At 68.7% G+C, this 11,548-nt stretch carries 12 protein-coding genes; 1 reads left to right on the top strand and 11 read right to left on the bottom strand.

All coding sequences use genetic code 11. The annotated features are described in order from the left end of the window. Positions 1 to 168: 168 nt before the first annotated feature. Positions 169 to 753 (bottom strand): hypothetical protein, encoded by a 585-nt coding sequence (locus tag IU450_RS26035; RefSeq protein WP_195152371.1) that lies wholly within the window; start codon positions 751 to 753, stop codon positions 169 to 171. 283 nt (positions 754 to 1,036) lie between these two features. Between IU450_RS26035 and IU450_RS26030 the strand changes: the two genes are divergently transcribed. After that, positions 1,037 to 2,236: a lipase family protein gene (locus IU450_RS26030; protein ID WP_195152370.1), complete on the top strand. Its 1,200-nt coding sequence runs from the start codon at positions 1,037 to 1,039 to the stop codon at positions 2,234 to 2,236. A gap of 37 nt (positions 2,237 to 2,273) precedes the next feature. On the opposite strand, the gene IU450_RS26025 is transcribed toward IU450_RS26030, so the two are convergent. The 10 genes from IU450_RS26025 to IU450_RS25980 all read right to left on the bottom strand — a co-directional run bounded on the left by IU450_RS26025 (position 2,274) and on the right by IU450_RS25980 (position 11,209). Beyond that, positions 2,274 to 3,029 (bottom strand): DUF6882 domain-containing protein, encoded by a 756-nt coding sequence (locus tag IU450_RS26025; RefSeq protein ID WP_195152369.1) that lies wholly within the window; start codon positions 3,027 to 3,029, stop codon positions 2,274 to 2,276. Positions 3,030 to 3,087: 58 nt separating this feature from the next. Next, positions 3,088 to 3,441, bottom strand: a complete 354-nt coding sequence (locus tag IU450_RS26020; RefSeq protein WP_195152368.1) for a hypothetical protein — start codon at positions 3,439 to 3,441, stop codon at positions 3,088 to 3,090. A 205-nt stretch (positions 3,442 to 3,646) separates the two neighbouring features. Next, positions 3,647 to 4,180, bottom strand: coding sequence for a hypothetical protein (locus IU450_RS26015; protein ID WP_195152367.1), 534 nt, complete (start codon positions 4,178 to 4,180; stop codon positions 3,647 to 3,649). Beyond that, on the bottom strand, positions 4,126 to 4,569 hold the full coding sequence (locus IU450_RS26010; RefSeq protein WP_195152366.1) for a carboxylesterase family protein: 444 nt from the start codon (positions 4,567 to 4,569) through the stop codon (positions 4,126 to 4,128). The genes IU450_RS26015 and IU450_RS26010 overlap by 55 nt, the downstream gene beginning before the upstream one ends. Before the next feature lie 318 nt (positions 4,570 to 4,887). Next, complete coding sequence (locus IU450_RS26005) at positions 4,888 to 6,039, bottom strand: acyl-CoA dehydrogenase family protein (RefSeq protein WP_195152365.1); 1,152 nt, start codon at positions 6,037 to 6,039, stop codon at positions 4,888 to 4,890. 13 nt (positions 6,040 to 6,052) lie between these two features. After that, the gene (locus IU450_RS26000; RefSeq protein WP_195152364.1) at positions 6,053 to 7,198 is read right to left on the bottom strand and encodes a thiolase family protein; all 1,146 of its coding nucleotides are present in this window, start codon (positions 7,196 to 7,198) and stop codon (positions 6,053 to 6,055) included. Positions 7,199 to 7,201: 3 nt separating this feature from the next. Next, positions 7,202 to 8,029, bottom strand: a complete 828-nt coding sequence (locus IU450_RS25995; protein ID WP_195152363.1) for an enoyl-CoA hydratase/isomerase family protein — start codon at positions 8,027 to 8,029, stop codon at positions 7,202 to 7,204. Continuing rightward, entirely contained in the window at positions 8,026 to 9,279 is a 1,254-nt protein-coding gene (locus IU450_RS25990) for a CaiB/BaiF CoA transferase family protein (protein ID WP_195152362.1), read from the bottom strand. The genes IU450_RS25995 and IU450_RS25990 overlap by 4 nt, the downstream gene beginning before the upstream one ends. Further along, positions 9,279 to 10,043 carry an SDR family NAD(P)-dependent oxidoreductase gene (locus IU450_RS25985; RefSeq protein ID WP_195152361.1) on the bottom strand — a complete coding sequence of 255 codons (765 nt, stop codon included), beginning with the start codon at positions 10,041 to 10,043 and terminating at the stop codon, positions 9,279 to 9,281. Before IU450_RS25985 ends, IU450_RS25990 begins: the two co-directional genes overlap by 1 nt. Continuing rightward, a complete protein-coding gene (locus tag IU450_RS25980) occupies positions 10,043 to 11,209 on the bottom strand; it encodes an acyl-CoA dehydrogenase family protein (protein ID WP_195152448.1) in 1,167 nt (388 codons plus the stop codon). Before IU450_RS25980 ends, IU450_RS25985 begins: the two co-directional genes overlap by 1 nt. Positions 11,210 to 11,548 lie beyond the last annotated feature (339 nt).

The raw sequence follows: 11,548 nt of genomic DNA, 5'->3' as shown, positions 1-11,548 counted from the left end.
CCGAGTGAGTTCTATCACAGGACATGAACAACCACTAACTAAACGTCAGTTTGCCCTGGTCGTATCGTCCCAAAGCTGGAAAGAATGCATGGACACATACTGAAGCTTCCAGCGCACGTGGCAGCACAGGACGGGTCGCCCGCCGAGGCCCCGGTTCGCGCTGGACAGTCACGCCGGAATGACGATCGCCGCCGCGTAGCCGACCGCCAGGAACGCGTGGACGACCGAGACGAGCGCTGCGGCGAGTTCCGCTGCCCGGTCCGCACCGGCCCGCGGCCGCGTCAGCGACCACCGGGTGAACGTTCGCTCGGCATGCACCGCGAGACGCAGCAATTCGGCGCGATAAGACCCGAGCAGCGGCTGATCGCATGCGCTCAGTGCCGCGGCGGTGAGGTGCGCGCAGCGGCCTATCGTCACCACGACCTCGAGCACCTCGTCCGGCACCGCCGTGATGACGTAGGTGTCCGCGAGCGCGCCCGCCATCCGGGCGCGTTCGACCACGCTACCGAGCGCCCGGCCCAATTCGGACAGCCTCGCACCATCCGCGGCCACCGCGCCCGACTCCAGGGCAGTGGTCAAGTTCGCGATCACCACGCCGACCGCGTGCTCGACGCGACGCAACCGAGCGAGAATCCCGGAGGCGTCGATCGGCGAGCAACCGAAATCCGCCAGGACCGTCGCCGCCTCGACCAGCGTCGCGGCCGCCGCACGAAAGTAGATTTCCGTTCCCGCGCTCGCCGACAGCGTGCCCATGTCCACTCCCTCCGGGGTAGAGACCCTCGATCAGCAGTCATCGCGCGGCGGCCCGGTCCGGGTCGGGGTTGCTGCAAAGTCTGCGTCAATGATTCATAACATATAGCAGTAATTCGCAGGTAGATGGAAGGGATGCTCCGGAACCATCATTCACTTAAATATCCGAGGATACGCGCGCGAACGCGGCGGATACGTCCCAAACCGGCCGACCGGCGTTGGTCGGCACATGCCGTCGCAGGCACGATGATGGAGCCGAGCCGATGTTCGTCGAGAGGATCGACCGATGTACCGTCCGAGTCGCTGTCTGGTTGCGGTCGTCGTCCTGTTCTGTGCCGCTGTCGGGTGCGGGGACACCGAGCCCGAACCGCGGCCCGCCCGGGGCGAGATCGTATCGACGACATCCCTGCTGAGCCTGCCGCCCGAACAGACCGCCGCGCTGCTGACCGACGGCGGAATCCGAACGCCCGTCCGCAACGGTGTCGACGCGTTTCGCGTCGACTACCGCACGATCACCCCGCAGGGCGAACCGACCACCGCGAGCGGGCTGGTCGTACTGCCGCGCACCGAGTCCGGGCGTCTGCGCGTGGTCAGTTACGAGCACGGGACCATGACGCTGAAAAGCGACGCGCCGTCGGTCGACAACCGCAACCTCCCCGACCGGCTGCGCGCGGTGATGTTCGCCGCGGCCGGCTACGCGGCGACGGCGCCGGACTATCTGGGCCTGGGGACCGGCCCCGGACTGCACCCCTACACCCATGCACCGTCGGAGGTCAGCGCGTCGGCCGACCTGTTGCGCGCGGCGCAGTCCCTCGCCGCACGGCAACGCCGGGAGTTGGACCCGAACGTACTGGTGACCGGCTTCTCCCAGGGCGGCCACGCCGCGATGGCGCTGGGCAAGGCGCTGCAGGCCGGAACGATCCCGGGCTTCGGCGTCGCCGCGCTGGCCCCGATCAGCGGGCCCTACGACCTACGGCAGGTGCAGGCGCCGGCCGCACTCGACGGCCGGGTCGTGCCGGGCGCGGCGGTCCTCTTCCTCTCGTATTGGATCACCTCGATGAACCGGATCCATCACCTCTACGACGACCCGACCGAAGCTTTCCAGCAGCCCTACGCCGACAAGGTCGAAGAACTCTTCGACGGATTCCACAACGAGATCACCATCGTGACCTCGCTGGCGCCCACACCCGGGCAATTGCTGACCACACGGTTCCTCGGGTTGGCCGCCGAACCGACCGGCGCCGCCGCGAAGGCGATCGCCGACAGCGACGGAACCTGCGACTGGACGCCACGGGTGCCCGTCCAGCTCTACGCCGCCCGCGGCGACCGCGCCGTCCCCTACGCCAACGCCGAGCACTGCCTGCGAGCTCTCGCCGGCGGCAACGCCACGCTGCGCGACGTGGGCGATGTGGACCACGGCGGGACGGCCCGCGTTGCCCTTCCGGAGATTCTCAGCTGGTTCCAGCAACAGTTTCCGCCGAGCTGACCGGCACCGTGGCGGCAGGTCGCCGCACGATCGGCGGTCAGTGCGAGTCGGCCGGTTGCGTCTTCGGCTCGAAGGGTGACTCGATCCGATCCATGACGATGCGGATGTCGAGGTTCGCGACCTCGCCGGACGCGTCGAACTCGACATCGCCCGCGATACCGTGGCCGCTGAATTCCAACCACCGGTAGTCGTCGAGGAATTCGGTGACCAGGCCGCGCCGGGTCAGGTAGCTGTGCACGGCACGCCGGTGATCCGTCAGCGGCAGTGCCCCGAAACCATAGGCCAGCACGCGAGCGAGTCCGGAGGCGGTCGGCGCGGGCAGCTCGAACGCCGGATGGTCGACGAGAAACGCGACGCAGGCGCCATCGATGACCCCACAGTAGGAGCTCCAGCGGCCACAGACGATCTTCGCCGCGTCCGCCATCAGCCCGGCCACCTGATAGGGCTCCGGCGCCGCACCGCCGAGCGCTACGGGCAGTTCCGCCGAACACAATTCGGCGACGCCGTACCGAAAGCCGAACTCGCGCACCGTCTGCGCGGAGCGCAGCAGCGACCGCGGGTAGCCCCAGGGATTGGCCCATCCCCACAGCCACGACTCCGCGTCGGCCGTTCCGAGCAGGTGGACGTCGGTGCACACGATGGAGCGCTCGTCGCCGAGGAATTCGAGCCTGCGTCCTTCCAGGTCGGCTTCCCACACGTGTGCGCCCAGCACTTCTTCGAGGTGCAGCCGGTGCTCGAGCGACAGCAAGCCCGCGTCATCGAGAAGTCTCGTCAGTGGCACGGATTTGGACACCGAGTCAGCGTAGTCAACGCGGGCCGGTGGTTGCGCCTCCGACCGGATGTCGTGCCGTCTATCCGAAGGAACTGACGTTGTTCACCTGGTTCGAGGTGGTGTACCCGCTGACCTGATAGGTGATGGTGAACGAGAGGTCCGAACCGGTCCACGTGATCGGCGACCACTCACCGGACTCGGAGAACAGGATGTAGATTTCGTGCCCGGCCTCGTACTCGGCACTGGTAGCGCCGGGGGCCAGCACGAACAGCTCTTTGGGCTTGTCCCATTCCTGCCGGTAGACCGAGACGTGTCCCCCCGAATCGTTGTGCAGCTTGTACCAGCCGGGCGAACTCCGCGTTGCGGGCTCCGTGGCCGTCGACGACACGGTGATGGTCTTCTTCTTGAGCGCCATTCGGGTGGTCTCGATCATTCGACTCTCCTTCGATCCGCGTCGGACATGCCAGAAATCGAACGCGAACCCGGTTCGGCAACGTCGACGCGCTTGCATTTCTGCACGAGGAAACAGCCGACCAGGTCGCGGAGAATGTTCTCACCACACAGTCTGCCCATATCCGGGCATTACTCGATTCACCCCTTATGGGTGAAATACCGCGTAGCGCAGGGACGGCCGGAACTCAGCCCGCCGCGGCCGGTCGGCCCGGCAGCGGGTGGGGCAGGAAACCGTCGGCGAAGAACAACATGGAACCGCACTGATCGCACCGGTAGGCGTGCTGCTCGAATATCTCCTGGCCGAGCTCACTCGGGTGATCGGACATGAAACCGGCATGTCCGGTGATGAAGCCGACAACACCGAGGTAGGTGCGTCGCCGTTCGCACCACGGACACGTCAGGTCGACGGACTCCTGCCTGCGACGGATCTCGTTTTCCTGCAGCGTTATCCGACGCTTCACCTGATCGATGTAATGCCGGGCCTCCGACAGCGAGAGTCGCCGCGGTTCGCTCCACGAGCCTTCGTACACATCGTCGACGGCCGTTCGGAGTTGCGCGAACTCCGCCGCGGAACAACGCACCACCCGGGTACCTCTGAGGCCACCCTCGACGCGATAGGTGATTTCCGCTCGCGAAACACCTTTCGGCAACCCTTTGTTCAGCTTCACCCGTTTCGGGTCATCCGCATCCGGCTTGAATTCCAGCCCCCGGTCCGACACACCATCACGATACCGTTCGAATCGACTCGGCGGCCTGCCGCCGGACGGCTACTTCGGCAATGACCGGGCGCGGCGGACCTGGTTGCCGCGGCGCCCGGACCTCGACCATGAGCCAGTTCGTGGAAGCGGTGCCGATCCCCGCCGATCGGACCGGGATCGCCGGCCGGCATCCGATCGCGGAGCCCTCCGGCGGCTCGTGGGGGCGTCGGGCCGAACTCGTCCGCGCGTCGCACGCCGGCCCACGGCGCCGGTGCTACCGGCAAGCCGAAGCATCTCTGGCCGGTCGGCGGCGCCGCGTAAGGCACCCCGAGAAAGGCGCCGCCCCTGTCGCGGACCGCACCAGCGGCCCGTCCGCAACGGGTCGGTACTTCCCATGTCTCGTCGGACACGTGCCACCTCGCGCTTTCGAGGATCGTCGTCGTCCGGCCCCGATGGCAGGCGACAGGCGATGCCAATAATAGCTATCAGCTATGACACATACTCCGTTCCGTCGAAATTCGCGAAACTTCGAAATCGGACGAGATCGACACGCTGTCCCGAGGTCGGCGAGGAGAACGTCGAGCCGAGGGCTACCTGTCGTCGGCGTGCCTCACCGGGGATAGCCGCCGGGTCTACGGGCGAAACATATGCCCCCGAGGGTGTCCGCGGCGGGCTCACCCCTCACGATGACGTCGATCGGGCGATCGGCCCGCTCCGCGCAGCGGTAGTCAGGACAGCCCCAGGTCCCGGGCGACGATCATTTTCATGACCTCACTGGTGCCCGCGTAGATGCGGGCCACGCGGGCATCGGTGTACAACCGGGCGATCGGGTACTCCATCATGTATCCGTAGCCACCGAACAGTTGCAGGCAGCGGTCCACCACACGGGCTTGTACCTCGGTGCAGAACAGTTTGACGCGGGCGGCGTCCGCCCCGGAGAGCGTGCCCTCGACCAGGTCGAGCACCGCCCGGTCGACCATGGTCTGGGCTGCCTCGACTTCCGCGGACATCGCGGCCAGTTCGAACTTCGTGTTCTGGAACGACGCGACCGGCGTGCCGAAGGCCTTGCGCTGCTTGGTGTATTCGACCGTCGCGGTGATCGCGGCACGCGCTTGGGCGACCGAGCCGACCGCGACGGTCAGCCGTTCCTGCGGCAGGTTGCGCCCCAGGTAGCCGAACGCCGCGCCTTCGTCGCCGAGCCGGTTGGCCACCGGCACCCGGACGTCCTGGAACGACAGTTCCATGGTGTCCTGCACCTTGCAGCCCATCTTCTCCAGCATGCGCCCGCGGGTGAAGCCGGGCATCCCGTCCTCCACCACCAGCAGGGTGAGTCCGGCGCGCCGATTGTCCGGATCGGTGGACGTGCGCGCCACCACGATCACCAGGTCCGCGAGCAGGCCGCCGGTGATGAATGTCTTGGCGCCGTTGAGAACGTAGTCCTCGCCGTCGCGCACCGCGCTGGTTCGCATGCCCGCCAGATCGGAACCCGTGCCCGGCTCGGTCATCGCGATGGCGGTGAGCAGTTGCCCCGACGCGAGCCCGGGGAACCATCGGTCCCGTTGCGCGGCGTCGGCGTACTCGAGGAAATACGGCAGGATCACATCGAGCTGGGTGCGCACGGTGCCGAGCGTGACCAGCGCCCGAGCCGCTTCCTCTTGCAGGATCACGTTATAGCGATAGTCACCGATCCCCGCTCCCCCGTGCTCCTCGGGCAGCGCGAACCCGAGCAGCCCGAGTTCGCCCATCGCCGCGAAGATCTCGCGCGGCATTCTGCCCTCCTTCTCCCACATGGAGTAGTTGGGTTCGATCTGCTTCGCCACGAATTCCCGGACCAGTTGCCGGAATGCCTCGTGGTCGGTGCCGAACAACTCTCGTCGCACGCCGCGCCTCCGCTCAGGACATCAGTTCGACGACGGTGGCGTTGGCGGTGCCGCCGCCCTCGCACATGGTTTGCAAGCCGTAGCGGATCCCGTTGTCCCGCATGTGGTGCAGCATCCGCGTCATCAGCACGGCTCCGGACCCGCCCAGCGGATGTCCGAGCGCGATCGCTCCGCCCAGCGGATTCACCAGGGCCTCGTCGGCGCCGGTCTCGGCGAGCCAGGCCAGTGGAACAGGGGCGAACGCCTCGTTCACCTCGAAGACACCGATATCGGCCAGCGCGAGACCCGCTTTGCGCAAGACCTTTTCCGTCGCGGGAATCGGCCCGGTGAGCATCAGCACCGGATCGGAACCGGCTACGGCGCCCGCGCGGTAGCGCGCCAACGGCGTCAGGCCCAGCTCGCGCGCCTTGCGCGGAGTGGTAACCAGCAGGGCGGCCGCGCCGTCGGAGATCTGCGAGGCGTTGCCCGCGTGGATCACACCGTCGTCCTGGAACGCGGCTTTCAGCCCGGCGAGCCCGGCCGCGGTGGTGCCGCGCCGGATCCCCTCGTCCGCGCTCACCACGCCCGATTCGGTGGTGACGGGCACGATCTGGTTGGTGAACGCGCCCGCGTCCTGGGCGGCGGCGGCACGTTCGTGCGAGCGCGCGGAGTACTCGTCGAGCCGGGTGCGGGTGAATCCCCACTTCCGCGCGATCAATTCGGCCGAGATGCCCTGGTTGAAGGCGAAATCCCGGTAGCGCGCCAATGCTTTCGGTCCATAGGGGGTGCCGGAGGCCTTCGCCGCGTTCAACGGCACCCGGCTCATCACTTCCACACCTCCGGCCACGACGATGTCCTGCTGCCCGGACAGCACGGCTTGCGCCGCGAAGTCCAGCGCTTGCTGGCTGGAGCCGCAGGCCCGGTTGACCGTGACGCCCGGAATGCTTTCCGGCCAGCCCGCCGCCAGCACGGAGTAGCGGCCGATATTGCTGGACTGATCGCCGACCTGGGAGACACAGCCCCAGATCACGTCGTCGACCAGCGCCGGATCGAGGGCGCAGCGTTCGGCCAGCGCGGACAGCACGAGCGCGGACAGATCGGCCGGGTGTACCCCGGCCAGCCCTCCGTTGCGTTTGCCCACCGCGGTGCGGACCGCGCCGGCGATAACTACTTCACGCATCTGTCATCTCCCGTTCTCGGAATTCCCGGCGGCGCGGATCGGCGGCCGCCGGACCGTCCAGTGGCCGGTGAATCGCGGCTCGCGCCGTTCCGCGAAGGCCGCGAAGGCCTCCGGGGCGTCCGCGGTGGCGAAGTTCAGTCCTTGCGCCCTGGCTTCGGCCGCCAGCGCCTCCCGGAGGGTCGAGCCCGCGCCCTCGTGCAGCAGCGCCTTGGTCTGGGCCAGCGCCACCGGCGGTCCGGCGGCCAGGCGCGCGCCGAGATCGGTCACGAAACCGTCGATCTCCTCCTCCGGCACCACCCAGGTCACCAGCCCCAGTTCGCGGGCCTGCGCGGCGTCGATCGTCTCGGCCAGCAGCGCCAGCCGCTTGGCCTGTTGCAGGCCGATCAGCCGGGGCAGCAGCCAGGAGCCACCGAGATCCAGCGACAGGCCGCGCCGGGTGAAGATCTGCGCGAAGGTCGATGCCGGGGTGGCGACCACGAGATCGCAGCCCAGGGCCAGGTTCCAGCCCGCGCCGACCGCCACGCCGGTGACCTTCGCGACGGTGGGCAGCGGCAGTTCGTGCAGTAGGACCGCGACGTCGGTGAGGGCACGCATCCGGTAGATCGGGTGCGCGTTGTCCGGCGTCGAGATATCCGCGCCGGAGCAGAACGCGCCGCCCGCGCCGGTGAGCACGAGAGCGCGGACGGTGCGGTCGGCCGCGACGGCGCGCAGCGCGTCGGCCAGCGCCACCCAGAGCTCCGCGTCGATCGCGTTCTTGCGGTGCGGCCGGTTCAGCGTCAGCGTGCGTACGCCGTCGTGGTCGTCGGAGAGCAGTACGGATGTGCCGGTCATCGGCGGGCCCCGATCACTCCGGAATCGCGCAGCGCCGCGAGCTCCACCGCGGTGCAGCCTATTTCGGTGAGCACCGCCTCGGTGTGCGCGCCCAGGCCGGGCACCGGGCCCATCGGCGGCTCGAACCCGGTGAGGATCGCCGGCGGCAGCAGCGACGGAATCGAACCCGCCGGGGTCTCGATGCTGCGCCAGCGGTCGCGCTCGGTGAGTTGCGGGTGGTCGAGCACCTCGGTGGGACGGTGGTAGCAGGAGTTGCCGATCCCGGCGTCGTCGGCGATCTTCTGGATGCGCGCCAAGTCGTGGCGCAGGCACCACGCGGCGATCGCGGCGTCGATTTCGGCACGGTGACGCACCCGTCCCGGGTTGCTGCGGAATCGTTCGTCCGCGGCGAGATCGGGGCGGTCCAGGACTTCCGTCGCCAGTCGCTGCCACTCCCGGTCGTTGGTGGTGCCCAGCACCACGATTCGGTCGTCGGCGGTGGGATAGGCCCCGTAGGGCGCCACGGCAGGGGAACTCATCCCGAGTGGCTGCTGGTCGACTCCCGCGTGCCGGGCGTAGGTCAGGTGGTAGCCCATCATCTCGGCCATGGTGTCGAACAGGCTGACCGAGATCGTGTTGCCATGCGACGCGCCCCTGGCTCGCCCGCACAGCGCGGCCAGGATCGACAGCGCCGCGTACAGCCCCGTGGTGACGTCGGCGACCGGCGGACCGGGTTTGGCCGGCGCGTCCGCGGTGCCGGTCACCGCGCAGACGCCCGACTCGGCCTGGACGAGCAGGTCGTAGGCGCGTTTGTGGGACAGCGGCCCGCCCGCGCCGAACCCGTCGATCTCCACCGCGATCAGATCCGGATGACGCGCCGCCAGGTCCGCGGGTGCGAGGCCAAGACGCGCCGTGGCACCGGGCGCGAGGTTGGACACCAGCACGTCGGCCCGGCTCAGCAGGCGATGCAGGACCTCCACTCCGGCAGGCGCTTTCAGGTCGAGGGTGACCGATTCCTTACCGCGGTTGACCCAGACGAAGTGCGCGGCCTGCCCGTGCACCACGTCGTCGTAATACCGGGCGAAGTCGCCGCCGCGCGGGTGCTCCACTTTGATCACCCGAGCGCCGAAATCGGCCAGGGTGCGTGTGCACATCGGTGCGGACACCGCTTGTTCCAAGGCCACGACCGTGACACCGGCCAGTGGCCCCTGGGCCGTCCTCGGACCGCCGGACTCGGCGTCCGGCGCGGAACGCTGCGCGGGGCCCGCCATCAGATCACCGTGCCGCCGTCCACCGGCAGCACCTGACCGGTGACGAAGGAGGCGGCGTCGGAGGCGAGGAAGACGAACGCGCCCGCGACTTCCTCCGGTTCGGCCCAGCGCCGCAACAGGATTCGGTTGAGCATCTGCTCGGAGAACCGCTCGTCGGTGCGGATGGTGTGCGTCATCGGTGTCGCCGCCAGCGGCGCGAGCGCGTTGACCAGGATGTTCTTGCGCGCCAGTTCCTTGGCCATGGATTTGGTGATGCCGATGATCGCGGCCTTGGCGGCCGAGTAGTTCACCTGGCCGAGGGTGCCGACGATGCCCGCGGCCGAGGTGACGTTGATGATCCGCCCGGTGCCGTCGGTGGGCAGGAACGGCAACGCGGCCTGCGAGCAGTTGATCGTGCCCAAGGCGTGGATGTCGAACAGGCGCTTGACCGATTCCGCCGTGGTGTCGGCGAGCATCGCGGGGGCGGTGACTCCGGCGTTGTTGACGACGATGTGCAGCACACCGTCGGCGAGCCCGGCGGCCTGCTCGGCGGCCGCCGCGGCGGAGTCCCGGTCCGCGACATCCAGGGCCCGAGCGGCCGCGCTGCCGCCGTCGGCGATGATCTTCTCCGCGACGGCGGCGGCCGCCTCGCCGTTCAGATCCGTGACCAGCACGGCCGCGCCCGCGGTGGCCAGCGCCCGCGCCACCGCGGAGCCGATCCCGCCCGCGGCGCCGGTGACCAGCGCCGAACGCCCGGTGAGGTCGAACAGTGTCTGCTGGGTCATCAGTAGCTCCTCGGCAATCCCAGGGCGTGCGAGCCCAGATAGTTCAAGATCATTTCTTGGCTGACCGGGGCGATGCGCATCACGCGCGCCTCCCGGAAGTAGCGGGCCACGTGGTATTCCTCCGCGTATCCCATGCCGCCGTGCGTCTGCAGCGCCCGGTCGGCGGCGGTGAAGCCGGCGTCGGCGCACAGGTATTTCGCGGTGTTCGCCTCGCGCCCACAGGATTTCCCGTTGTCGTAGCGCCAGGTGGCCTTGCGCAGCATCAGCTCGGCCGCGTCCAGCCGGGCCAGCGAGTCGGCGAGCGGGAACTGGATGCCCTGGTTCATGCCGATCGGCCGGTCGAAGACCACGCGTTCCTTCGCGTACCGCACGGCCCGGTCCAAGGCGACCCGGCCGAGCCCGAGCGCCTCGGCGGCGATCAGCATGCGCTCGGGGTTCAGCCCGTCGAGCAGATACCGGAACCCCTCGCCTTCCGCGCCGACCCGGTCCTCCACCGGAATGCGCAGGTCATCGATGAACAGCTCGTTGGAGGTGACGGCGTTGCGGCCCATCTTCGCGATCGGCCGGATGTCGACGTGCGCGCGATCGAGATCGGTGAGGAACAGCGTCATGCCGTCGGTCTTCTTGGCGACGTCGTCGTAGGAGCTGGTGCGGGTCAGCAGCAGAATCTTCTCCGACTCCTGCGCTTTCGAGATCCACACCTTGCGCCCGTTCACGACGTAGCGGTCGCCGTCGCGGCGGGCGAAGGTGGTGATGCGTGGAGTGTCCAGTCCCGCACCGGGTTCGGTCACGCCGAAGCACACGTGCAGCTCGCCGGTCGCGATACGCGGCAACGTGCGCCGCTTCAACTCCTCGGATCCGTGCACCACCACGGGATGCATACCGAAGATCGACATGTGGATCGAGCTGGCGGCGTTCATCCCGCCGCCGGAGCGCGCCACCTCCTCGGCCAGCAGGGTGGCCTCGGTGATGCCGAGGCCGTGGCCGCCGTACTCCTCGGGGATGGTGATGCCGAGCCAGCCGCCGCCGGCGACGGCGTCGTAGAACTCGGTGGGGAACTCGTGCGCCTGGTCCTTCTCCATCCAGTACTGATCGTCGAACTTGCGGCACAGCTCGGCCACCGATTTTCGGATCAGCTCCTGGTCCTCGGACAGCTCGAAGTTCATGCCCTCGTCGTTCGTGTCACCGGACACTTCCGCACCTCCACTTCCTCGTATCGCGGCTTCGTCGTCCGCAGGCCGCGGCGCACGCCGGTGCGGAAGGTCGATCCAGCCCTCCCGCACCGGCGGCATCCGACGGGCGACCGCTCGGTACCGCGCGTGTGGCCCTCCGTCTCCCCAGTCGAGGCGGACGACGCGCGAGCCGATCCCCGTCCCCCGGCGCGGCAGTGCACCGAGGCGATTCCCGTGCCCGGCGCGGGTTTCGCCGGGCACGGCGTCACCGTCTGCCTTCGGGTCTGCCGCAGACAGACGTTGTTCGCGGCGCCGCAGGAGTCGTTCGATCCC

The sequence above is a fragment of the Nocardia abscessus genome, from assembly GCF_015477775.1.
GTDB classification, from domain to species: domain Bacteria; phylum Actinomycetota; class Actinomycetes; order Mycobacteriales; family Mycobacteriaceae; genus Nocardia; species Nocardia abscessus_A.
The sequence above is the reverse complement of the archived record's forward strand: the minus strand, read 5'-3'. Positions and strand labels throughout refer to the sequence as shown.

Coding starts and splice junctions, on each gene's coding strand:
- IU450_RS26035 (WP_195152371.1), bottom strand. CDS start 753: ATGGGCACGCTGTCGGCGAGCGCGGGAACGGAAATCTACTTTCGTGCG.
- IU450_RS26020 (WP_195152368.1), bottom strand. CDS start 3,441: ATGATCGAGACCACCCGAATGGCGCTCAAGAAGAAGACCATCACCGTG.
- IU450_RS26000 (WP_195152364.1), bottom strand. CDS start 7,198: ATGCGTGAAGTAGTTATCGCCGGCGCGGTCCGCACCGCGGTGGGCAAA.
- IU450_RS26030 (WP_195152370.1), top strand. CDS start 1,037: ATGTACCGTCCGAGTCGCTGTCTGGTTGCGGTCGTCGTCCTGTTCTGT.
- IU450_RS25995 (WP_195152363.1), bottom strand. CDS start 8,029: ATGACCGGCACATCCGTACTGCTCTCCGACGACCACGACGGCGTACGC.
- IU450_RS25980 (WP_195152448.1), bottom strand. CDS start 11,209: ATGAACTTCGAGCTGTCCGAGGACCAGGAGCTGATCCGAAAATCGGTG.
- IU450_RS25985 (WP_195152361.1), bottom strand. CDS start 10,043: ATGACCCAGCAGACACTGTTCGACCTCACCGGGCGTTCGGCGCTGGTC.
- IU450_RS25990 (WP_195152362.1), bottom strand. CDS start 9,279: ATGGCGGGCCCCGCGCAGCGTTCCGCGCCGGACGCCGAGTCCGGCGGT.